At 66.3% G+C, this 22,942-nt stretch carries 16 protein-coding genes; 3 read left to right on the forward strand and 13 right to left on the reverse strand.

All coding sequences use genetic code 11. The annotated features are described in order from the left end of the window. Positions 1-501: 501 nt before the first annotated feature. Positions 502-1,524: a LacI family DNA-binding transcriptional regulator gene (locus tag Q4A20_RS11950; protein WP_303123238.1), complete on the reverse strand. Its 1,023-nt coding sequence runs from the start codon at positions 1,522-1,524 to the stop codon at positions 502-504. A gap of 185 nt (positions 1,525-1,709) precedes the next feature. Between Q4A20_RS11950 and Q4A20_RS11955 the strand changes: the two genes are divergently transcribed. Beyond that, the gene (locus tag Q4A20_RS11955) at positions 1,710-4,196 is read left to right on the forward strand and encodes a TIM-barrel domain-containing protein (RefSeq protein WP_303123240.1); all 2,487 of its coding nucleotides are present in this window, start codon (positions 1,710-1,712) and stop codon (positions 4,194-4,196) included. Positions 4,197-4,247: 51 nt separating this feature from the next. Here Q4A20_RS11955 and Q4A20_RS11960 read toward each other — a convergent pair whose 3' ends face one another. The 9 genes from Q4A20_RS11960 to Q4A20_RS12000 form a co-directional block, all read right to left on the reverse strand. Next, complete coding sequence (locus Q4A20_RS11960; protein ID WP_303123242.1) at positions 4,248-5,252, reverse strand: LacI family DNA-binding transcriptional regulator; 1,005 nt, start codon at positions 5,250-5,252, stop codon at positions 4,248-4,250. A 43-nt stretch (positions 5,253-5,295) separates the two neighbouring features. Beyond that, positions 5,296-7,011, reverse strand: a complete 1,716-nt coding sequence (locus Q4A20_RS11965) for a glycoside hydrolase family 13 protein (protein ID WP_303123244.1) — start codon at positions 7,009-7,011, stop codon at positions 5,296-5,298. A 170-nt stretch (positions 7,012-7,181) separates the two neighbouring features. After that, positions 7,182-8,036 carry a carbohydrate ABC transporter permease gene (locus Q4A20_RS11970; protein WP_303123264.1) on the reverse strand — a complete coding sequence of 285 codons (855 nt, stop codon included), beginning with the start codon at positions 8,034-8,036 and terminating at the stop codon, positions 7,182-7,184. Positions 8,037-8,053: 17 nt separating this feature from the next. After that, entirely contained in the window at positions 8,054-9,106 is a 1,053-nt protein-coding gene (locus Q4A20_RS11975) for a carbohydrate ABC transporter permease (RefSeq protein ID WP_303123246.1), read from the reverse strand. A gap of 210 nt (positions 9,107-9,316) precedes the next feature. Beyond that, positions 9,317-10,636 (reverse strand): ABC transporter substrate-binding protein, encoded by a 1,320-nt coding sequence (locus tag Q4A20_RS11980; protein WP_303123248.1) that lies wholly within the window; start codon positions 10,634-10,636, stop codon positions 9,317-9,319. Between the two features lie 761 nt (positions 10,637-11,397). Further along, positions 11,398-12,057, reverse strand: coding sequence for a YesL family protein (locus Q4A20_RS11985; RefSeq protein WP_303123250.1), 660 nt, complete (start codon positions 12,055-12,057; stop codon positions 11,398-11,400). Positions 12,058-12,078: 21 nt separating this feature from the next. Further along, a complete protein-coding gene (locus Q4A20_RS11990) occupies positions 12,079-12,963 on the reverse strand; it encodes a carbohydrate ABC transporter permease (protein WP_303123266.1) in 885 nt (294 codons plus the stop codon). A gap of 20 nt (positions 12,964-12,983) precedes the next feature. Then, a complete protein-coding gene (locus tag Q4A20_RS11995) occupies positions 12,984-13,829 on the reverse strand; it encodes a carbohydrate ABC transporter permease (protein WP_303123252.1) in 846 nt (281 codons plus the stop codon). 150 nt (positions 13,830-13,979) lie between these two features. Next, positions 13,980-15,329 (reverse strand): ABC transporter substrate-binding protein, encoded by a 1,350-nt coding sequence (locus Q4A20_RS12000; RefSeq protein WP_303123254.1) that lies wholly within the window; start codon positions 15,327-15,329, stop codon positions 13,980-13,982. A 465-nt stretch (positions 15,330-15,794) separates the two neighbouring features. Here Q4A20_RS12000 and Q4A20_RS12005 point away from each other — a divergent pair, with 465 nt between their 5' ends. Continuing rightward, positions 15,795-18,242: a glycoside hydrolase family 3 N-terminal domain-containing protein gene (locus tag Q4A20_RS12005; protein WP_303123256.1), complete on the forward strand. Its 2,448-nt coding sequence runs from the start codon at positions 15,795-15,797 to the stop codon at positions 18,240-18,242. A gap of 45 nt (positions 18,243-18,287) precedes the next feature. Here Q4A20_RS12005 and Q4A20_RS12010 read toward each other — a convergent pair whose 3' ends face one another. Beyond that, positions 18,288-19,298: a CPBP family intramembrane glutamic endopeptidase gene (locus Q4A20_RS12010; RefSeq protein WP_303123258.1), complete on the reverse strand. Its 1,011-nt coding sequence runs from the start codon at positions 19,296-19,298 to the stop codon at positions 18,288-18,290. Between the two features lie 233 nt (positions 19,299-19,531). On the opposite strand from Q4A20_RS12010, the gene Q4A20_RS12015 reads away from it, so the two are divergent. Then, a complete protein-coding gene (locus Q4A20_RS12015; protein WP_303123268.1) occupies positions 19,532-20,095 on the forward strand; it encodes a sugar O-acetyltransferase in 564 nt (187 codons plus the stop codon). On the opposite strand, the gene Q4A20_RS12020 is transcribed toward Q4A20_RS12015, so the two are convergent. Further along, on the reverse strand, positions 20,089-21,345 hold the full coding sequence (locus tag Q4A20_RS12020; RefSeq protein ID WP_303123260.1) for an alpha-amylase family protein: 1,257 nt from the start codon (positions 21,343-21,345) through the stop codon (positions 20,089-20,091). The two genes, Q4A20_RS12015 and Q4A20_RS12020, sit on opposite strands and share 7 nt — an antisense overlap. 224 nt (positions 21,346-21,569) lie before the next feature. Next, a partial coding sequence (locus Q4A20_RS12025) for a 3'-5' exonuclease (protein WP_303123262.1) occupies positions 21,570-22,942 on the reverse strand: 1,373 nt, incomplete at its 5' end.

The following is a 22,942-nucleotide window of genomic DNA, read 5'->3' on the forward strand; positions in this document are numbered from 1 at the left end:
AGCACGCGAGCGAACCGACTCCCGGCTCCACCCACACCCTCAAACGCGAAACGCCATCTTCCCCACCCCACATCTGCCTTAGCAGCAGCCTCTCTCCAGCTCCCGGCAAGAGCACGGTCCACAGCCCGCTGGTCAAGCCGAGACACGCACTGCACTCGGCTTCCAGTGAATCAGAGAGAACCACACAGCGACCTATTTAAGTGGAATATGTCATACTGATAGGCATACTTCCGGACTTCAATGCGCCTTACAGGAAGTGACCTTATGGGAAGCTCGATTCACCCCAAGTCCCATTTCGCACGGCTCGTCCTGGCAACGGTCATAGTTGCCGCAGTTGTCTGCGGGATCTCCGCGGCCCTGGGACATGGCGATAACATCCCGCTGATCCTCCTCGCCGCACCCATCGTGGGAGTCCTCGACGCAACTGCTATTAAGTGGAGGCACAAACAACAGAGCAAATAGCAAGAAATTCTCCACCCTGAGCAAGAGTGCGTACGCAGTTCACCTGTCGGGGATCGTTGCCGACCCGAGCGTTCTCCCCGCCTGCCAGGCAACCGGCAGGACGACCTGCCGCGGCGCGCCGTCGCCGTCGCGCAGCTCCTCCATTAGGAAGGAGACCGCGGTGGAGGCCTTGTCGCGTATCGGCTGTCGCACCGTCGTCAGCGGCGGGTCGACGTAACGGGCCAGGTCCAGTCCGTCGAAGCCGACCACTGAGACGTCATCGGGCACCCTCACCTCCGCCCGGCGCAATCCCATGACGATGCCTAGGGCGAGTACGTCACCAGAGGCGAATACGGCAGTTACGGCGGGCTTCCGCTCTGCCAACCGCGCCGCCGCGGCAATACCCTCCTCGAAACTGACCTCGGCTAGCAACACATCCCGGCGCTCCACTCCACCGTCGTGGGTGGCCAGTCCCTCACGCAGACCGCGCAGCCGCTCACGCACCACCCCGGGAATGTCGACCGTAGGCCCGACGAAGGCCACACGCCGGTGACCCGCCCGCCCCAGTCCCTCCCCCGCCATGCGGGCTCCGCCGGCGTCGTCGACGTTGACGTAGGAGACCTCCTCCGTCTCCCGGTATGCATCAATGAAAACCGCGGGAATGCCGGAACGCTCTAGGAACTCGCCGGGAGCCATGCGGGTGGTGGCCATGACGATGGCGCCGGCAACATTCCAGGAGCGCAGCTGGGTCACAGTGTCCTCGGCCTTGGAAGCGCCGCACAGCATAAGGGCGTAACCCTCGGCGCGGGCCGCCTGCTCGCATACCCCCACGAACATCGACTCATACGGTGTCTCCAGTGCGGGTCGCCCTGGCACGGCCTCATACACGAGGGCGAGGATCCGCGAGGACGAGCCGGCCAGCGAGCGGGCCGCGGCGCTGGGCACATACCCCAGGGCGGCGATCGCCTCCTGCACGCGGGCGACGGTGGGGGCAGAGACCTTGCCGGCTCGCCCGTTGATGACGTTGGACACCGTCATGGCGCTCACGCCGGCTCGTGCCGCCACGTCTTTCAGGGTCGTCACCTCGGCCTCCTCCGTCCGCTTCTATGCCAGCCGCCCCGCCAGCGGGTCGCTCACGCAGAATTGTGGCATAGAGCCGTTGCCCGGTGAACGTGGTCGACGCGGCCGTGCGCTACACTTACGTTTATCGCAAAACCTGCGGTCGGACAGGCCGCCTTCCGGACTCAGTTACGTTTGAAAGGCCACCCATGACCTCTCCCCTCTCCCCCGGCACGGACCGACCGCGTCCCGCCCCCGCACGCCCCGACGCCGTCGTCGCCGGCCCCGACTGGAGATTCACGATGCTGACGTCCCGGCTGATCCGCATGGAGTACTCCCGCGACGGCAACTTCGTGGACGCCGCCACCCAGTTGGTGGTATCGCGCGACCTCGGCCCGGTGCCCGACTTCGAAGTGCACCGCAGCAAGGACCGGGTCGAAATCATCACCGAGCACCTGCATCTGACCTATCAGCCCTCGCGCGGCTTCTCACGGTCCGGGCTCAGCATCGCCCTGCGCAGTGCCGTCATCGGTGTGCACGGCGGGGCGTGGCGCTATGGAGACCGGTGGGATCCGGATGAGACCTACCGCACGAATCTGGGTGGCACCATCCGTACGCTCGACACCGTGGACGGAGCCACACACGTGAGCCCCGGCCTGCTGTCCATCACCGGCTTGTCCGTGCTCGACGACTCCGACTCACTGCTAGTCCAGGACGATGAGTGGGTGCGCCCGCGGCCGCGGGCCGAGCACATGCCCGCCGATGCCCCGGATCAGGACCTTTACTTCTTCGGCTACGGGCAGGACTACCGCGGCGCTCTGAACGACTTCTTCACACTCACCGGCCCCACTCCACTGATTCCGCGGGCGCTGCTGGGCAACTGGTGGAGCCGCTACCACAAGTACTCCGCGGAGTCCTACCTGGAACTGCTGGACCGCTTCGCCGCCGAGCAGTTGCCATTCTCCGTGGCCGTGATCGATATGGACTGGCATCTGGTGGACATTGATCCCGCGATCGGCAACGGCTGGACCGGATACACCTGGAACCGGCAGTTGTTCCCCGACCCGGAGCGCTTCCTGGCTGCACTGCACGAGCGTGGGATGCAGGTGACGCTCAACCTGCATCCGGCCGCGGGCATACGCTGCCACGAGGACGCCTACGAGGCGATGGCACGCGACCTAGACCTGGACCCGACCAAGGGGGCGGACATCCCCTTCAACATCGGCGACAAAGCCTTCACCGCCGCTTACTTGGAGCACGCCCACCACACGTTGGAGGCACAGGGGGTCGACTTCTGGTGGCTGGACTGGCAGCAGGGCGGCGCCACGGACATCCCCGGACTGGACCCGCTGTGGATGCTAAACCACGTCCACTACCTCGACTCCGGTCGCGAGCGCAGAGACGGACCCGGCCATACCCCCTACCGGCGTCGCCCCATCACCTTCTCCCGTTTCGCGGACGCCTCCAGCCACCGCACGCCGATCGGCTTCTCCGGGGATACCGTGACCAGTTGGGAGTCGCTGCGCTTCCAGCCGGAGTTCACGGCCACCTCCGCCAACATCGGCTACTACTGGTGGTCCAATGACATCGGCGGACACATGCTCGGGGTCAAAGATGATGAGATGGCGGCCCGCTGGGTGCAGTTGGGCTGCTTCTCCCCCATCAACCGCATGCACTCCACCGCATCAGTGTTCAACTCCAAGGAGCCGTGGCGCTACTCGCGCGATGCCCGCGCCACCATGAACGCCCACCTGCGCCTGCGGCACCGGCTCGTCCCCTACCTGTACACCTGGGCGCGCCGCGCACACACCGAGGGCATCGGCCCCGTCCGCCCGCTCTACCACGATCACCCCTGGCGCATGGGCGCCTACGGCAACCGCAATGAGTTCCTATTCGGTGACCTGATCGTCGTGCCGATCACCCGTCCCACCGACCCGGTCTCGCGCCTGGCACAGGAGGAGGCCTGGCTGCCACAGGGCCTCTGGTTCGATCTGCCCACCGGCCGTCGCTACGAAGCAGCCGCCGCCGATGGCCGCACGCTAACCTTCTCCCGGCCGCTGGACCAGGTGCCAGTACTGGCGCGCGCCGGCAGCATCATTGTGGGGGCCGAGGACCTCACCGAGGCGGCCGGCGACAACCCCCGCCACCTGTCTGTGGTAGTCGTGCCCGGGGCAGACGGTGAGTTCGTACTGGAGGAGGACGACGGCTCCCCCGAGCCCGGGCCCGACGCCGTGGTGCGTACCCGCTTCACACTCACCTGGGACGAGTCCGCGGGTTCGGCCCGCCTTACGATCACCCGGGAGGGACCCGACGGCGTCGTCCCGGCGGAGCGCGAACTCACCGTGCACCTGCTGTCCGTCGGCGGCGACGTCACCGCCCACCTGGGCGGATCTGAAGTGCCCGTAACGGTGCGCAAGGCGGACGGCTTCACGCTCGGCGGCGGCCTGGACATCTGTCTAGGAGCGGTGCGTCCGGCGGACGGCATCACCCTGACGCTGGCCGGGGCGAGCACGCAGCCCCCGGCTCTGGCCGACGAGGTCTTCCGCATCCTTGAACCGGCCCAGATGTCCTATCCGGCCAAGGATCGGGCCTGGGAGGTAGTCTCCTCCGACATGACCGGCGGATCGCTCATAGGCGGCCTGCATGCAGTGGGCGTGCCCGAGGGGATTCTTGCCGCCGTCGCCGAGATCGCCTGAAGACGTCATATCCACCGGTCTCAGCATGTCATTAGTGCCGGTCTCGGCGAATCAGGCCAGGTGCGCAGGTGCGGTGGACCCGTGGTCGATGAGCCGGGAGGCAATCAGTTCGACCCCGGATACTGCGTCGTCCTCCAGGGATTGCAGTAGCAGGGCGCCGGCGCGGCGCCCCAGTGCCAGCCGGTCGACCCCCACTTCGGTCACCAGGCCTCCGGTCGGGGTTCGCGTCACGGTCAGGCCCAGGGATACCAGGGATAGTTCCTGCGGTACGCGCAGCCCCCGCGCCCAGGCCGCCGCGATCAAACCCTCCAGGGCACTGGTGTTGTTGGAAACGACGGCGGTACATCCATCGGCGAGTCCGGTGGAGCCAACCTCATTCGCCCCGGCGACGACGTTGTCGGGGCAGAGGCGGAACACCGCCTCCACACCGTGCCTGCGGGCCGCGAGGCGCACGGCTCGGCTTTCGGCCGTATAAGCGTTGGAGCGGTCGGCGTTGATGTCGCGCATGAGGAACAGGATGCGGCGGTGGCCCAGGTCCACCAGGTGACTTACGGCCAGGTCGGCCATCTGCTCGAAGTCCGCATCCACCCCCGGGGCGCCGTCCGTGCGGTAGGAGGTGCCGATCAGCACGGTGGGCACGCTCTCCGCCAATAGATACTCCTCGCGCTCGTCGTTGCGGGCCACGTCCATGAGTACGGCCGCATCCAATGCCTGAGAATGTACCAGCCCCTCCAACGCGAGCAGCCGAGAGTGCTGCCCCACGGGTACGAATACCTGGATGCCGAGAGGCTCTACGCTTTCACGCACGCCCTCGACGTACTCCAGATCGTTCGCATCAATGCCGGAGCGCTGCATACGGAACAGTACTCCGACCGTACGCACCGAGCGGGCCGCCAGCATCGAGGCATGACGATTGGGCCGGTAGCCGAGCTCGTCGATGGCGCGATGCACCCGTTCTCGTGTGGCACGGGCTGTGGGCCGCTGCCCCGTCAACACGTAGGTGACGGTTGACGGAGAGACCCCGGCCAGGCGGGCGACATCGGCGCGGGTAGCCATGGGTGCTCCTTTTGGATCCTGCCGGGACGGCCCCGGCGCGAATTCACGACGCGGCCAGCCACACGGTGGCGTTGGCGGGGACGACGACGGTATCCGCGCGGTCGCCCATCTCCCCATTCCAGGACTGCACCAGCACGGTGCCCGCCAGGGGCAGCTGCAACTCCTCGTCGCCCGTATTGGTGACCACGATTACCTCACCATTGCGGACGGCCAGTACCTGCCCGGGCAGTCCCTCGAGCCACTGGATCTCGCCCCGTCCCAGCCGCCACTCGCGTCTGGTTGCGATGGCTCGGCGGTACATCGCAAGGGTGGAGTCGGGGTCGGTCTCCTGAGCAGCGGGGGCGTAGCCGTCCCAGCCCTCGGGCTGCGGCAGCCAGCTCAGCCCGGTGGTGTTGAAGCCGCAGGCGGGGGCGTCGACGGCCCAGGGCAGGGGGACGCGGCAGCCGTCGCGTCCGCGCGTCTGCTTGTCGGTACGCAGCCAGGCCGGATCCTGCCGGGCTGAATCGTCCATGGTGGTGTGCTCGGGCAGGCCGAGCTCCTCCCCCTGGAACATGTACATCCCGCCAGGCAGCCCGAGTGCGAACAGCGTGGCGGCGCGCGCCCGCCTCAGTCCCAGGGCGGCGTCCGGCTGCGGGTCCTCGGCACCGATGCCCCCATCCGGTTCGGAGCCCGGGGGGTAGCCGAAACGGGTGGCGTGACGGACGACGTCGTGGTTGGACAGCACCCAGGTGGTCGGGGCGCCGACGGCGGCGTTCGCCTCCATGGAGGTATCGATCACCTGCCGCAGGTCGGCCGCGCGCCAGGCAGACTTCAGGTAGTCGAAGTTGAAGGCCTGGCTCATCTCGTCCTCGCGGACATACCGGGCCATGTGCTCGGGCGGATCCACCCACGCCTCGGCCACCAGCAGGATGTCCGGGCGGATAGCGCTCAGCACCCGCCGCCAGTCCCGGTAGATCTCGTGGACGCCGGGCTGGTCGAACATGGGCCCGTTGTCGGCGGTTTTGGGAACCGAGGCCCCGTCCTCATCCACGGCAAAGCCCCGCCAGCGATCGGCGCCCAGGGCGTCGTCGGGCAGACCCGGGGCCTTGACCAGGCCGTGGGCCACGTCGACGCGGAAACCATCCACGCCGCGGGTGGCCCAGAAGCGCAGGAAGTCCCGGAACATCTCGCGTACTTCGGGGTGGTCCCAGTTGAAGTCGGGCTGTTCGGCCGCGAACAGGTGCAGGTACCACCAGTCGCGGTCCTCGGGCCTTCCGGTAAGCGGCTCGACCCGGGTCCAGGCGGATCCGCCGAAAAGGCTGCCCCAGTTGTTGGGAGGTCCGTCCGGGTTGTGCCGGAAGATATAGCGATCGCGTTCGGGAGAGCCGGGACCGGCCGCCAGGGCGGCACGGAACCAGGCGTGCTGATCGGAGGAGTGGTTGGGCACCACATCCACCACCACCCTGATGCCGACGGCGCGGGCGGCGGCGACCATGACGTCGAAGTCCGCCAGTGTGCCGTATTCGGGAGCCACGTCGAAGTAATCGGCGACGTCATAGCCGGCGTCCACCTGTGGGGACGGGTAGAACGGCGACAGCCAGATGGCGTCCACCCCCAGGGCGGCAAGGTGATCCATATGGGAGGTGATGCCGGGCAGGTCGCCCAGGCCATCGCCGTCGGAGTCGGCGAAGGACCGGGGGTAGATCTGGTAGATGACGGCGTCACGCCACCAGGCCTCCTGGTCGTTGCGCGCGGTGACGACGGGAGCAAGCGAAGTCATTGGGCTATTCCTGAAATTGGGTCGGGGAGCGCAGGCAGCACAGTGGACCTGCGATCACTGGGCGGATAGGACACGAGGTAGAAGTACGTCTTCAAGCAGGCTCACGGAAGGGGCGGCCGGGGCGGGGCCGCAGGCGCAGCGAGTCCTCGGCCCCGCCCCGGTCCGGATGGTCACTGTTTCAGACCGCCCGCAGCCAGACCGGCCACAATACGGCGTTGGAAGATCAACACCATGATCACCAGCGGCAGAGTCATAATCACACCCGCGGCCATCTGCGATCCGAAAGGCGTGTTGAACTGGGAGGCACCGGTGAACTTGGACAGCAGCACGGTTGCGGGCTGCATGGCGGGGTGGTTGATCATCGTGACGGCCACCAGGAACTCGTTCCAAGCGCCGATGAAGATGATGATGGCGGTAGTGAAGATGCCCGGTGCGGCAATCGGCAGAATGACCTTGCGGAACGCCTGCCCGGGAGTGCAGCCGTCCACCATGGCGGACTGTTCGAGCTCCTGAGGCATCTGCCGGAAGAAACTGGTCAGGTTCCACACCGCCAAGGGCAGTGAGAACGACAGGTCCGGGATGATCATCGCCTGGTAGGTGTCGATCCAGTTCCAGGCCGAGAAGTTCTTCAGCAGAGGAACGATGATCGCCACGAGCGGGAACATCGAGGTGGCCAGCACCACCAGTAGCAGCACGCCTTTGCCACGGAAGTCCAAGCGGGCCAATGCGTAGGAGGCGAAGGTGGCGATCGCCAGGGCGACAACGGTCACCACTACGGAAACGATCAACGAGTTGACCAGGCCCTGGCCGAAGTTGTTCTTGGCGGAGAAGACCGCCTGGTAATTCTCCAAGGACACATGCCGAGGCCACCATGTGTTCTCGAAGATCTCGGTGTCCGTGCGCAGTGAGGACACCACCATCCAATAGAACGGCGCGAGGCAGTAGATGACGATGAGAACAATACCGAAGGTGGACAGCGAGCCGGCCCAGTCGAACCTCTTCCGGGGACGCTCACTCACCGACATCGAAGTGGTCGCCGCACTCATGACACACTCCTCTCACTGGTTCCGGTAACGACACCGCCACTCCTGGCGTCGGCCGCGGCGGGGCGGCGCCGCGGCAGGAAGGCCGTGGCGGGTAGCCTGCGGCCCCGCTTGCCGCCCTGGCGCGGGGCGGTGGCACCCAGGTCCGCGTGGGTGATTCGCGTGAACGCGAAAGCGAAGATGAAAACGTACAGGAACAGGATGAGCGCGTAGGCGGCCGCCGAGCCGTAGCGCAGGTTGGAGGCCTCGTCCTGAACCAGCATCGAGATAGTCTCCACAGATCCCTTGCGCGGCCCGATCAGAATGTAGGGCAGGTCAAACATGCGTAGTGCGTCAAGGGCGCGGAAGAGTACGGCAACCACCAGGGCCGGTTTGACCAGCGGCAGCGTTATCCGCGTGAACCGCTTCCAGGCGTTCGCGCCGTCGATTTTGGCGGCCTCGTACACCTCGTCCGGGATCACCTGGAGCCCGGCGAGCGTTAGCAGTCCGATGTAGGGGGCGGTTTTCCACACATCGGCGATGATGATGGCCGTCTTGGCGGTGGCATCACCAGAGGCCCACATGATGTGCTGCCCCAGGATCGCGTTGGCCACTCCGTTCTGGTTGAAGATCCATCCCCACAGGATCGCCGAGACGGCAGTGGGAATCGCCCACGGCACCAGGATCGCAGCGCGGACGAATCCGCGCCCCCGCATGGCCCGATGCATGATCAGCGCCATTGCCACACCCAGAATGGTTTCCAATACCACGGTGACGACGCCGAACAGCGTGGTGTTCCAGGCGGCGGTCCAGAAGCGGGAACCGGCGTCGGTGAATATGCTCGTGTAGTTGTCAAACCCGACGAAGGGTTCAACGTCGGAGACGAATCCGGTCTCCGGGTCAAGTCCCGCCTTGCCGAAAAGGGACTGCCGCAGGGACTGGAACACTGGGATGATGATGACGATCGTCAAGACGATGATCGTCGGGGTGATCAGGAACCATGCCAGGCGGGATTGTGCCCGACTGGCCTTGGACCGATGGTTCACATCCGGCACATAGGTATTCGTACTCATTTGCCTGTTGCGTATCTACTCTTTGGGCTCACTGCACTCTCCGACCCACCTGAGGCCTGTCTGCTCCGCATCACCTCAGGCGCGTACTCGGAGCCGAACTGCAAATCAGTAGGAGGTTCGGTGCGTGACTCCCGCTGGTGAGGCGGGCGGTTCCCGCCCCACCAGCGACTGAGTCACGGATTGCCGTCGACCAGCGATGCCGACACCGTGTCAGGCCAGGGCCTTTAGCGAGGTCTCGAGGTTGCTGATCGCCTGCTCCGCCGTGGCCTGCTGCTGTACGGCCGGGTAGAGGGCATCCTGAATCGCCGCGGTCACATCACCGTAGGCGACCGCCTGCGGACGCCCGCGCGCCGAGTCGAGAGACTCGCGCAGGGTGGTCAGGTAGGGGAACTTCTCGAGCATCTCGGAGTCCTCGTAAAGGGAGCCGAGGATGGGCGCGAGGGTCTGGGTCTCGAGGGCGTACTTCTCAGACTCCTGACTGGTCCACCACTGGACGAACTTCAACGCCGTGGCCTTGTTCTTCGAGTAGGCGGAGATGGCGCAGTTGTGTCCGCCCAGGGTGGGCACGAAGGCCTTGCCGTCGATGGTGGGCAGGGCGGCGACGCCGAACTTGTCCTCCCCGAGGGCCGCCAGGTTGTTGGCGTACTGGTAGGGCCACTGCCGGTAGAAGAGCAGGTTGCCGGACTCGAAGGCGTTGCGGCCGTCCTCCTCCTTCCATTCCAGGGACTCGGTGGGTATGTAGCCGTCCTTGAAGCCGTTGATCAGGGTCTGCAGACCGGTGACGGCCTCCGGGGAGTTGATGGTTACGTTGCCCTCATCGTCGTAGAAGGAGCCGCCGGCGGTGTTGATGAACTCGCTGGTGCAGCAGGTCAGCCCCTCATACTTGGCGAACTGGCCCCCGAAGCCTCCGATTCTCTCGTGTCCCGGCAACTTGCGTACGGCGTCAATGGCCGCCTTGACCTCATCCCACGTGGTGGGCACCTCGACCCCCGCCTCCTTGAGGAAGTCCTTGCGGTAATACATGATGGACGAGTCCGTCACGAAGGGCATCGCATACAGCGTATCCCGGTACAGGCCGGTCTCCCACACGGACTCAATGATGTCGTCGTTCTTCAGATCGTCCGCCGGCAGCGGCACAACCCACTGGTTGGCCGCGAACTCGGCCACCCACACGAGGTCCAGTGAGATCACGTCGTAGGCGTCGGATTGAGTCTGGGCGTTGTTGATGAGCGACTGCCGTTGCTGGTCCGCCTCCGCGGAGAGTTCGATCAGCGTCACCTTCTCATCGGGGTAGAGCTCATTCCACTGGTCAATGCGCTCCTGCACCTTGCCGTCGGAGTTGTCCTTGCCCTGCACCCAGGTGATCGGACCGGTGCCTGTGAAGTCGTCGGCGGAGGCCGCCGACGGCGCGGAACCTCCGGAACCGCCGGAGCCTCCATTGGAGCACGCCGCTGCGGCCGATAGGGCCGCGACGATGGCGGATCCCTGAATGAACCGGCGCCGTGGGAACTGGGAGAGTTTAGGTGCCATGTGTTTTCCTCCTTGAAAAGCCTTGGGCGAGCCCACCGCAAGTGGGCATCACGGGCCCGAAGTCGACGCGCGTCGACTGATGGCTCGGTAATAGTACTGCCCGTTCCCCACACGAAGAACGAGACCGACTGCCCTCCGACAAGTCGTTACTGCACCGTTACATGACGTTGATCGGCTGTTAAACCGGCTCTTCCGGTTTGAGGGTGTGCCGGTGTTGGGCGGTGTCTACCTGGTGGGTTGGGTGCTGGTGGGTGGTGTGCACCCGGGCGGCCTTCCCGGGGGCGCAAGTGTCCAAATCGATGACAAACGCCCCGTCAGCGTCCCGGAACCGGTTCGTGAATCGTTGGAATAGCAACGTTTCGCGCCGCACGGACAGCGGCTTGAGCGGCGTTTGTCATCAATTTGGACACTTCGGGCCACCACCCACGCCACTTGGCGCCAACGACAGACCACCCAGACAAACCCCCACCCCGAGATCACCCCTCCAACACCACACCCCTGGGAAGCCGGATTGCGTCCACCCGGAACTCTCGGCTCCACCCGGCGCCCAAGCAGGCGCGGCCAGCCGACCAAACCACAAACAACCACACACCACCCCAACCCACACCCACCGCACCCCCAAAACCGGAAGAGCCGGTAAACCATCACCCGGTTACAGTGGTTCTACCCTTCCGCAGCACCCATCCGGGACTGTCGGAGTAAGCGATCACCGAGGCGGATCCCAACCGCATCAGCCGTAAACGATCGCCTCTCCACAGGCATCACGACACCTCACCGCAGGGACCGTTCTCACCCGTGCGAGCGCCCTCACGCAGGACGTCGATCACGGGCCGCTGTATGAGGGCCATGAGGTATCCCGTGAAGGCAACGCCGAGCAGTAGCGTGAACCATCCGGCCGCGCCCCGTGTCCCCGGCAGGGCCAGCACCACAGCGGCTGGGACCACCACCAGCGCCGCGCATAGGGCGGTGCGGCCGAGCCGGCCAATCGTCAGACGAACGGCATTGGCCAGGTGTACGCGGACGGTGTTGTCGAAGAAGGCCACCAGTGGCACCAACCAGACCAGAACCCCTACACCAAGCAGCACCCCGGCGTTCACGAGCCCGGTCAGGGCGGAGGCCCCGTCGAGCTGGGACAGCGCCAGGTTCATCCAGGCCGCGAGTACACCCGCGGCCAGCGTCGGCAACCACCAGGCCAGCGACTGCCGGAAGTTGGTACTGAAAGACCGCCACCAGGTGCGCACCGTATAGGTGTCCTCCTCGCGCGCCATTTCCATCACCACCCGGGCGCAGGCGGTCAGCGCGGACCCCGCCGTCACCACCGGCAAGCACCACAGCAAGGTGAGCAGATTGATGACGACGAGGTCAGCGGCTGCGGACCAGGCCCGATAGAAGGCCGAGTCTGGCCTAAGAAAGCTGGACACGACGACGGGATGCGGGCGAAGTCAGCCCTTGACGGCACCTGCGGCGACACCCTCGACGATGTACTTCTGACCGAAGGCGTAGAAGACGACGATGGGAATGATGGCCAGCACCAGCATGGCCATCTGGGCACCCATGTCACGGTTGCCGTTGGAGCCGACCAGCATCTGAATGACGATCGGGATCGTCTTGTAGCGCTCGTCCTGACCGATCACCAGGTTGGGCAGGAGGAAGTCGTTCCACACCCACATGGCGTTCAGCACGGCCACCGTCACCGCGGTGGGCTTGAGCAGCGGCATCACCACCCGGAAGTAGCTCTGCAGCGGGGAGCAGCCGTCCATGTAGGCGGCCTCCTCGATCTCCAGCGGCACGGACTTGATGAATCCGGCAAACAGGAAGACGGACAGGCCGCCGCCAAAGCCCAGGTAGAGGATGATCATGCCCCACGGGGTGGCCAGACCCAGTAGATCGGCGATCTTGACGGTCGGGAACATGACCAGCTGGAAGGGGGCGATCATGGAGAAGGCGAACAGATAGTAGATCAGGGAGGTCCACCAGGTCTTGACGCGGGTGATGTAGTACGCGGTCATGGCGGTCAGCAGCACGATCACGGCCACGGAACCAACGGTGATGAACAGCGACCAGCCCAGCGCTCGGGCGAAGCCGGACAACTGCAAGCCGGTGATGTAGTTGGTGACGCCGGCGAAGGTCTCGCCGGTGGGCAGTGAGAAGGGCGAGTCGGAGATGAAGAACTTGCCCTTGAAGGAGTTGATCAGGATGAACAGCAGCGGAACGATCCAGAACAATGTCAGCACCGCAAGGAACGCGGTGAGCAGATTCTGCCCGACCGTCTGCTTGCGGCGGGCGGGCTTGGAGGACTTCACCGGCTTGATGGCAGCGGAGCCCATGGGGGCGAGAGTCTCGGTGCTCACGCGTCAACCTCCTTGGCGCGGGTCGCGCGCAGCTGCAGCACGGCGATGACGGAAACAATGATGAAGAAGATGACAGCCTGTGCCTGGGCGATGCCCTGCTTGCCGACCTGCTTGTACATCAGGTCGACGATGTTCAGCGCCGCCATCTGGGTCTGCTTGAGCGGGGCGCCATTGGTCAGGGCCAGGTTCTGGTCGTACATCTTGAATGTATTGGCCAGGGTGAGGAACAGGCAGATGGTGATGGACGGCATCACCATGGGGATGGTGACGTTGCGCAGCGTCCCCCACTTGCCGGCGCCATCGATCTGCGCCGCCTCGATCAGCTCCGGGGGCACGTTCTGCAGGCCGGCGATGTAGATGATCATCATGTAGCCCATCAACTGCCAGTTGATGAGCAGGATCAGGCCGGCCATGCCCAGGCGCCAGTCATTGACGATGGTCTGACCCCAGTGGCGCAGGACGGCGTTGAGCATGACCTGCCAGGTGTAGCCCAGGACGATGCCACCGATCAGGTTGGGCATGAAGAACACCGAGCGGAACAGGTTGGTGCCGCGCAGCTTGCGGGTGAGCAGGTAGGCCAGAGCGAAGGCGCCGAGGTTGACGGTGAGGATGGAGATGGCCGAGACGACGGCGGTGAAGCCGAGCGCCTTGACGAAGCCGGTGTTGCCGGTCAGGGCGGTCTGGTAGTTGTCGAAGCCGACCCACTTGGCGTTGGTGAGCGTGGTGAACTTTGTCAGCGACAGGTACAGGCCCATGAAGAAGGGCACAATGAAAGCAATCAGGAAGGCGATCAGTGTGGGGCCGGTGAATACGAGGAAGTACTTCTTGAGCGACTTGGTCATGAGCGTGTTAAGGGGTTCGCGGTAGCTGAAGCTGCGGCGTCGCGCCGACTGAAGGGGTACGGCGGGCGGCGCCCGGCAGTGTCGCCGAGCGCCGCCGCCGTCGTTTCTCGCTCAGGCGAGTGATCACCCGGCGGCCAGTTGCTAGAGCCGTCAGGCGCTCTTCTCGGCCTTCCACTCCTTGACGAAGTAGCTCTTGACGTCGTCCCAGGACTCGTTGCCCGCGGCGTACTGGGCCAGGTGCTGACCCACCTGGTCCTTGAAGTCCTGGCTCGGGTAGGTCTGGAAGACCCAGTTGATCGGGTAGAGCTCGTCGTTGTTCAGATACTCCACGACCTCGGCACCGAGCGGGTCCGCCGGCGCCAGCTCGGCGAAGGCCGAGTAGGGGGCGGCCGAGACCACGGAGTTGTCAGTGAGCAGCTTGGCCGCATCGGCGTCTGTGAACAGCCAGTTCAGGAAGTCGATGGAGGCCTGCTGGTCCGCCTCGGGGGCTTGAGAGTTGACCGACAGGTAATTCTCAGTGCCCAGCGCAATGCCGGACTTGTCCTCGCCGTCCACACCGATGTAGATCGGCATGAAGTGGATCTGGTCCTCCTTGACGACGTTGCCGTCGACCTCGGCGATCTGGGACCAGGCCCAGTTGCCGTTCTGGACGAAGGCGGCCTTGCCGAGGGCGAATTCGGCCATGGAGTCGGAAACAGTCTTGGAGGACAGCGCGGAGGGTTCAACCGTGGAGTTCTTGAGGTACAGATCGAAGATCTGCTGGTAGTTGTCCGAATAGGTCAGCTCCAGGTCCGGGGTGTCGGTGACCTTCTTGTCCTTGAACTCGTAGTACACGGGGTAGTTGGACAGATGGGTCTGCCAGCGCCAGTCCTCGCCCGGAGACAGGGAGGTGGAGGCGAAGACGCCGTCGATGCCCAGGTCGCCCTTCTTGGACTGCATGTCCTCGACGACCTCCTTGAGCTTGGCGAAACCCTTGATCTCATTGATGGAGGTGGCCTTGGCGCCGTCCATCGCGAAGTACTTGTCCAGAATCTCGCCGTTGTAGATCAGACCGTAGCCCTCGGTGGCCAGCGGGGAGCCATAGACAGTGCCAGCGTCGTCGGTCAGGGCCATCGAGGGGTCGGTGAGGTCCTTGACGAAGTCGACGTCAGACAGGTCCAGGGCGTAGTCCTGCCAGGTGGCCAGGCCGACCGGACCGTTGATGTTGAAGATCGTGGGCGGGTTGGACTTGGCGACCTCGGTCTGGAGGGTCTGCTCGTAGGTGCCGGAGGCGGCGGTGACCACCTTGACCTCGACTCCGGTCTTCTCGGTGTAGGCGGAGGCGATGGTCTTGAAGGCCTCCTCCGCCTCGGGCTTGAAGTTGAGGAAGTAGACCGATCCCGTCCCGGAATCGCCGGAGCCGGAGTTGGATCCGGACCCGCTGGAGCAGGCGGCCAGGGTCGCGGCGAGCGCGACCGCCGCGGAACCACCGAGCATGGAGCGACGGGTGATGGGTCGCATGAATGTCCTCCCTTGGACGTGGAGTTGTCGAGCCTGAGGCCCGGGTAGAGAGCAGCCGCCAACCGGGAGCCACAGGCCGCGGAGCGGCCCGGCGCCGACGGCGGCCATGACCGCCTCATTACACACGACCACCTACCCATTTGCAAGCTTTGCATGGTCGATTCATGTTATCTGTGGCCAATCCCGAGGGTTTTCACTGCCCCCACAAACGGCTCATGTAATCCGATTGCAAGATTCACGACAGTCTATTGCAACTTGGTTCCGTCACTACGGCGTGCGCATACCACGTGGCCCAACTTGCTCACACTCCGCACTGCACCCTCACTTAATGCCCAGCTGACCATCGGCGACACGGGGACTGTACACGCGGGCCAGTACACCGATCACCCTGTCGCACCGACCGCACGGTCGGTTAGGCTTGCCCCGACAACGCCGTCCCGCCCGCCTTCACGGAGAACAACCGCCATGACCGCTAACAGCATCAACGAGGTCGCGCAGAGCCTGAACACCGCCGCGGCCGACGCCGATCGCTCCTATGACCCCCGCCTGGCCGAACTCGCCCGCAGGGCCACCGCCGAGGGCACCGTACTGCTCATCAATGACGGTGTGCTGCCCCTGTCCCCCTCAGAGCCGGTGGCGATCTTCGGCCGGGTCCAGATCGACTGGTTCGCCGTCGGCTACGGCTCCGGCGGCGACGTCAACGCCGTCTACACCACCAACCTGCTGGGCAGCCTGGTGGAGCAGGGCGTCAATGTTGATGCGGAGGTGGCCTCCGTCTATCGGCAGTGGTGCGAGGCGCAGGAACCGCCCACGGAGGAATGGGGCAATTGGCCGCGCTTCTACCCGGAGATGGAGGTGGACGCCGAGCTAGTCGCCGCGGCCGCCTCCCGGGCGCGCACCGCCGTCGTCGTCATTGGTAGGGCAGCCGGTGAGGATCGGGAGAATGTGCTGGAGCCCGGCGGCTACTACCTAACCGACACCGAACGCACTGTGTTGGAGCGGGTCACCGAACATTTCGAAAGCACGGTGGTGATCGTAAACTCCGGCAACGTCATGGACCTGTCCTGGGCCGAGGAGTTGGGCGTGTCCGCCCTGCTACTGGCCTGGCCCGGCGGTATGGAGGGCGGCCGGGCGGTCGCCGACGTGCTCGCAGGAGCCGCCGAGCCGGGTGGCCGTCTGACCGACACGATCGCCCGCAGCTACGAGGACTACCCCTCCGCCGCGAACTTCGGCGCTCAGGACTTCAACAACTACGCCGAGGACGTGTTCGTCGGCTATCGCTACTTCGAGACCTTCGCACCCGAGAAGGTGCTGTTCCCATTCGGGCACGGCCTGGGCTACACCTCCTTCGACCTGTCCTCCGCGCACCTGGACGAAGCCGCCCCGGCCCCAGATGCCGAAATCACCGTGCGGGTGCGGGCTGCCAACACCGGTCCGCGTCCCGGCTCAACGGTGATTCAGGTCTACCGGGGCGCGCCCACCAATACCGTCCTGCCGCGCCCGGCCCGGGAACTGGTGGCCTTCGCCCGCACTGACGTGATCTCACCCGGTCAGACCCAGGAAGTGGCGCTCTCCTTCCCCCGCGAGCGTCTGGCCGCCTTCGACGACGACGGCCGGACCGGTCACGCCCACGCCTGGGTGATTGAGGCCGGCGCCTATCCGGTGCACGTGGGCGCCTCGGTACGCCAAACCGTCGCGGCGGGCGCCGTCGTCGTCGACGCGCTTGAAGTCGTGGAACAGCTTCAGGAGGCGCTCGCTCCCTCCCCCGACGCCCCATTCGAACGTATGACCGTGGCTCGTGATGCGGAGGGCCGGGCCCGGGTGGGCTGGGAGCGCGTGCCGACGGCGACCACCGATCTGCGCGCACGGATCCTGTCAGGCCTGCCGGAGGTTATCGAACCAACCGGGGACGTCGGTATCCGCTTCAGCGACGTCGTCACCGGGCACTCCACCATGGAGGCCTTCGTAGCGCAGCTTGGCGTGGAGGACCTCGCACAGCTGGCCTACGGGGATGTGGAGATGAATTCTCCGCTGGGTGCGCCGGGCAATGCCGGCGCCTTCGGCGGCTTGACCGAGCGCCTGCGTGCGCTGGGCGTCCCACCGGTGATCACCACCGACGGTCCCTCCGGCATCCGCGTGTCCGCCTACGCCAGCCTGCTGCCCTGCGGCACCGCCCTGGCCTCCACCTGGGACGCTCCATTGCTGGAGGAGTTGGCCGCACTGCACGGGCAGGAGATGCTCCGCAAGGGCTCGGACGTGCTGCTGGCGCCGGGCATGAATATTCACCGTGACCCGCTGTGCGGGCGCAACTTCGAGTACTACTCGGAGGACCCGCTGCTGACCGGGCTGGCGGCGGCCGCCGTCGTGCGCGGCATCCAGTCGCAGGGGGTGTCGGCCTGCCCCAAGCACTTCGCCTGCAACAACCAGGAGACCAACCGCATCTACAACGACTCGCGCGTGTCGGCGCGGGCTCTGCGAGAGATCTACCTGCGCGGCTTCCGCATCTGTGTGCAGGAGGCGAGCCCGCGCAACATCATGACCAGCTACAACAAAATCAATGGTCAGTGGGCCCACTACAACTACGACCTGGTCACCACGATCCTGCGCGGAGAGTGGGGCTACGAGGGCAATGTGATGACCGACTGGTGGATGCGCTATGCGCCCGATCCGCTCTTCCCGCAGTTGAAGGACTCCGCCACCAGGGTGCGGGCAGGCGTAGACGTGCTCATGCCCGGCGGCGAGACCTGGTCATCCACCCGTGCCGACGGCCATGACGACGCCGTACTGGCCGGCTACTCACCGGATGACACCGGCGGCGAGCGCCTCACCCTGGGCGAGCTGCAGCAAACAGCACTGCACGTGCTGCGCATGGCGGCTACCACGCCCGCCGCCCGGGCAGCCGCGGCCGACTGAACCCGCGGTCAGCAACAGGCAGCCACGAGCAAAGGGGCTATCTCGCTACTGCGCCTGGGCGCGAGCGCTGCGGCGCGGCAGCAGCAGGCCGCGGCGGCGTGCCACCAGTAGCATCACCACGCCTGCCGCGGTGCACACCACCACGGCCACCAGGGAGCCCTCTATCCCCATCTCTCCGCCGGTGAGCAGATCGGGGCCGGAGAAACGGGCCTCAAACAGTCCGCGGCCCATACCGGTGCCGGAGACGTCCGAGCCGAAGATACCGCCCTGGACGAAGTTCCACGCCACATGGGTGCCGAAGGCCAGCCAGAGTCGGCGCGTAGCCAGGTAGCAGGCGCCCATCAAGATGCCCGCCTCGAGCATGATCGCCACGGTGCCGAATACGCTCGCCTCCGGGTTGGTCAAGTGCACCCCACCGAACAGGACCGAGGTCAGTCCCAGCGCCCAGGCGGTGCCGAGCCATTGCTCTGCCAACCGCAGTAGCACGCCTCGGAACAGGATCTCCTCCGCGAAGCCCGCGGCCAGACCCGCGGATGCGCCTACGAGTATGCCCGTGTCCCATCCGACGGCGGTCACCCGGTAGCAACCGGCCGCTGCAAGCAGCGCCACCACGGTGGTCACCAACAGCGCCCCCAACCCCATCCCGAAAAGGAACTCGCTGAGCTTGCCCGGACCTGCCAGCTCCGCGACGCTCGTGCCGCGTATCCAATGCGTGAGTGCCCAGTAGCCGGCGACGGCGGCCAGTGCCGAGACGCCGGAACCTACGAGGAACACGGCGGGCTCATTGAAAAGGTTCTCCAGTAGGTGCCCCGCACCGATCCGCTGCCCACTCACCACAGCGGCAATGACCGCGGTGAGGAGAATCGCGATCCGTGATGCGATGAGTGAAGAAAAGCCTGCCAGCAGTTGCCAGCCCCATTGCCGGGCCGCCGCGGAGGCACGGCGCGCCTGCGGCGACGCCGCCGGGATTATCCGGTCCGCAATCGCCAGTAGACCGCGATCACCGGTCGTGACCGGGTCTGAGGAACTCGCTGGTTGGGGAGCGTGGATTGTCATGCCGTTTCCTGGATCAGTTCGGGTGCGGGGTGAGCCGGGTAGCCGCCCCGGTGGTCGGTCATCATGCCCCATGCATCCGGTTTCGGAGCATTCTCAGCGCGGCCGAGTCGTGCCTGTCTGAGAACACTACACTCACGCCTATGAGCCCCGACACCGGTCGCCCCGGTCCCGCAGACCCCACCACCGCCGCATACTGGCTTCCGGCCGATGGCGGCCGTAGCAACCGGCAGCGGATGCTTGCCGGTGAGTGGTATGTGGCCGACGACCCGGAGAACTCGCGCATCGCGGCACATGCTCGCCGCGAGTTGGCCCGCTACGAGCATGCCTTCAATGAGGGCGCTCCGGGCGCGTCCGAGCACTTGCGCTCCGCCATCCCGCATCTGGGTGAGGATGTGGTGCTGCTTCCGCCCATCCGCGTCGACTACGGGGACAACCTCACCATTGGGCCGGGGACTTTTGCCAACTACGGGCTCACCGCGCTGGACGTCGCCCCGATCCGGATCGGGGCGAACTGCCAACTGGGTCCTAATGTGCAGCTGTTGACTCCGGTGCACCCGTTGGAGCCGACGCCGCGCCGCGCGCGCCTGGAGTCCGCGGACCCGATCACCATCGGAGACAACGTATGGCTCGGAGGCGGAGTGATCGTCTGCCCCGGAGTCACCATCGGGGACGACTGCGTCATCGGTGCCGGCTCCGTAGTCACCCGGGATATCCCGGCGGGTTCACTGGCCGTGGGCAACCCGGCCCGGGTCATCCGCGCCCTGGATGACACTACCTTCCGCCCGCACCGTCACTGATCACTGTCGGCGTCGCCCCCGATGCGCAGCACCTGCCCGTCGGGGGCGGTGACGACGGCGGCCGGAGTCGGCTCCAGGCGCAGTTCAACGACGAGCCGCTGCCCTTCAGGGCCGACCGTGTCATAGCTGTAAGCGCAGTTGTCGAGGTTCCGGCTCACCGTGGTGGCGTTCGTGAGCCAGGGGTTGCGGCGGCGCAGGGCGATCAGGTCCTGGTACAGGCGCAGCATCGGCGCCCCCAGGGGCGAGAGCTGCTCGGGGGTAGCGGGGAAGGCGGGCCGCACCTCGTCGTCGCCGCCGAACCGCTCGGTCTTGGTTCCACGGAAGGCCTGCTCATCCCCGTAGTAGATCGACGCAATCCCCCCAACGGTGAACTGGATCACCGCGGCCAGAGCCGCCTTGGCATCACCGATCTTGCTGGCGATTCGGGTGACGTCGTGGTTGCCGATGAAGGTCATGGGGGTGAAGGTGGACAGGAGCTCGTTGTGCCGCTTGAGGCACCAGTCGAGCTCGAAGAAGTTCTCGTCCAGCAGTGAGCTCCAGACCGCCTTCCACAACTCGTACTGGGTCACCGAATCCATGCCGGAGCGGGTCACGATGTCCGCATAGTCGCCGTGGATCACCTCACCCATGAACCAGGACTCGGGGAACTCCTCGCGCACACGCGGCAGCACCCGCGCCCAGAACTCCGGGGGTACGGCGTAGGCGGCATCCAGTCGCCAGGCCGCCGCCCCGCGGCGCAGCCAGTGACGCATGACGTCGGCCACCAGTTCGGCGACGGCATCGGAGTCGTGGTTGAGGGCGGCCAGGCCCCGGTGTCCTTCGAAGTCCTGGTGGGTGAGGCCGTCGTCGGTGTGCTCCAGGCGGAACAGTGCCTGCGCCTGCGTATCCCCGTCTAGGGCGGCACGGAAGCGGGGGTGGCCGGTGCCGACGTGGTTGAACACGCCGTCGAGCATGACGTTGATGCCGCGTCGACGGCAGGCGGCGATCAGCCGGTCGAAGGCGGCATCGTCCCCCAGGCGCGGGTCGATGGAATAGAAGTCGACCGTGTCATAGCCGTGGGTCTCCGAGGTGAAGACCGGCCCCAGCGCCAGCCCGTTGGCGCCCAGGGCGATCAGGTAGTCCAGCCACGGTTCCAGGGCGTCCAGCCGGGGGGTGAGCACCCGCTCGGCCTCGGTGGGGCGGACCGGCGCGCCGGTGAAGCCCAGCGGGTAGACGTGCCACCAGATGCAGGAATCACTCCAAGAGGACACGGGCACTCCATTCACTGAGTCAGTACGGCAACACCGAGCGGTCCCTGATGTGAGCGCACGAGGCCACACGCGATGGTGGCCAGGGCTCCGGGAGCGGGCCGCTGCCGCCTGTGTCGGACAGGCGTGTCCAACATAACATCGAGGCTGCTCGTCGTGGGCGACGCCGCACCACCGAGTGGCGAGTGGCCAGTCCACGAGGCCGAGCCGGTCCTCGGGCTCGCTCGTCAGACCCTCTCGACCGGGGCGAGGCGCAGCATGAGGCGCTTGGTGGCCGGGGCGCCGTCGATGATGAACTCCACGCGGGCGACGGTGGAGCGGCCCGTGCCCTCAATACCGATGACACTGCCCTCCCCGTAGGTCTTGTGGCGTACCCGGTCGCCGGGTTTGAGCCCGGCCACCGCCTCGGGTAGGGCGGCCTCCGAGGGCTCGGCCTCGGACTGCGCCGCCCCCAGGCGTACCGGCTTGCCGCGCGCCGCCAGCCGCTTGGCGCGGCGTGCCTCGGCCCGATCCTTGGGGGTCTCCACCCGCCCCAGTTTCCCGGTACGGGTGCGCCGGCCGGAGCCGATGGCGGGGGCGAAGTCGCCGTCGTCGTCGGGGGTCTCCTGGCGACTACTCCCGTAGCCGCGGCGCGCACCGAAGCCGCCCTCGTCCCAGGAGGCGCCCCAGCCGGTGCCGCCGCCGCGCAGCGCGTCCATGGAGGAGGCCAGGCGCTTCCATTCGATCGTGTCTTCGGGCACGTCATCGAGGAAGCGGGAGGGCGGCATGGCCGTGGCGCTCCCCCAGGCGGAACGTACGGCGGCGCGGGTCAGGTACAGACGCTCGCGGGCGCGTGTGACGGCCACGTAGGCCAGCCGGCGTTCCTCGGCCAGCTCGGTCTCCTCGGCCAGTGAGCGCGCATGGGGGAAGGTGCCGTCCTCCAGTCCGGTGACGAACACGACCGGGAACTCCAGGCCCTTGGCGGTGTGCACCGTCATCAGGGTGACCTGGCCTTGCTCGCGGGCCTGGGCCTCGGCCTGTTCCCGGTTCTCGGCCTGGTCGGCAACGTCGGCGCTGGGGGGAAGCTGGTCGGAGTCGGCCACCAGCGAGACCCTCTCGAGGAAGTCGGCGAGCGTGCCGTCGGGGTTGGCGGCCTGGAAGTCGGAGGCGACGGCGTGCAGCTCGGCCAAGTTCTCCACGCGGCCGGCGTCCTGCGGGTCGTCGCTGGCGCGCAACTCGGCCAGATAGCCGGAGGCGTCCAGGGCGGTGTCGAGGACGTCGGCGACGCCGTCGCCGGCATCACGCGCGTGCCGCAGGGAGGTGAGCAATTCGTGGAAACCAGTCACCTGCCGGGTGGCGCGCGTAGTCAGCCCGACGACGGCGGGCGGCTCCGCGCCCTCGCCCTCCCCCGGGCGCGGGGCGCCGGCGGCATCGGCCACCGCGGTGCTGAAGGAGACGGCATGGCGGGCGGCATGTTCGGCCAGGGCGGCCTCGGCCTTGTCCCCCAGTCCCCGCTTGGGGACGTTCAGGATGCGGCGGATGGAGACGTCGTCGTCGGGGTTGTCGACGGCGCGCAGGTAGGCGATGGCGTCCTTGATCTCGCGCCGCTCGTAGAAGCGGG

Source organism: Actinomyces sp., assembly GCF_030530635.1.
Taxonomy (GTDB): domain Bacteria; phylum Actinomycetota; class Actinomycetes; order Actinomycetales; family Actinomycetaceae; genus Actinomyces.

What these genes read in the sequence shown, in the direction of transcription:
- Q4A20_RS11955 (WP_303123240.1), top strand. Translation starts at nt 1,710, where the DNA reads ATGACCTCTCCCCTCTCCCCCGGCACGGACCGACCGCGTCCCGCCCCC.
- Q4A20_RS11960 (WP_303123242.1), bottom strand. Translation starts at nt 5,252, where the DNA reads ATGGCTACCCGCGCCGATGTCGCCCGCCTGGCCGGGGTCTCTCCGTCA.
- Q4A20_RS11965 (WP_303123244.1), bottom strand. Translation starts at nt 7,011, where the DNA reads ATGACTTCGCTTGCTCCCGTCGTCACCGCGCGCAACGACCAGGAGGCC.
- Q4A20_RS11970 (WP_303123264.1), bottom strand. Translation starts at nt 8,036, where the DNA reads ATGTCGGTGAGTGAGCGTCCCCGGAAGAGGTTCGACTGGGCCGGCTCG.
- Q4A20_RS11975 (WP_303123246.1), bottom strand. Translation starts at nt 9,106, where the DNA reads ATGAGTACGAATACCTATGTGCCGGATGTGAACCATCGGTCCAAGGCC.
- Q4A20_RS11980 (WP_303123248.1), bottom strand. Translation starts at nt 10,636, where the DNA reads ATGGCACCTAAACTCTCCCAGTTCCCACGGCGCCGGTTCATTCAGGGA.
- Q4A20_RS11990 (WP_303123266.1), bottom strand. Translation starts at nt 12,963, where the DNA reads ATGGGCTCCGCTGCCATCAAGCCGGTGAAGTCCTCCAAGCCCGCCCGC.
- Q4A20_RS11995 (WP_303123252.1), bottom strand. Translation starts at nt 13,829, where the DNA reads ATGACCAAGTCGCTCAAGAAGTACTTCCTCGTATTCACCGGCCCCACA.
- Q4A20_RS12000 (WP_303123254.1), bottom strand. Translation starts at nt 15,329, where the DNA reads ATGCGACCCATCACCCGTCGCTCCATGCTCGGTGGTTCCGCGGCGGTC.
- Q4A20_RS12005 (WP_303123256.1), top strand. Translation starts at nt 15,795, where the DNA reads ATGACCGCTAACAGCATCAACGAGGTCGCGCAGAGCCTGAACACCGCC.
- Q4A20_RS12010 (WP_303123258.1), bottom strand. Translation starts at nt 19,298, where the DNA reads ATGACAATCCACGCTCCCCAACCAGCGAGTTCCTCAGACCCGGTCACG.
- Q4A20_RS12015 (WP_303123268.1), top strand. Translation starts at nt 19,532, where the DNA reads ATGCTTGCCGGTGAGTGGTATGTGGCCGACGACCCGGAGAACTCGCGC.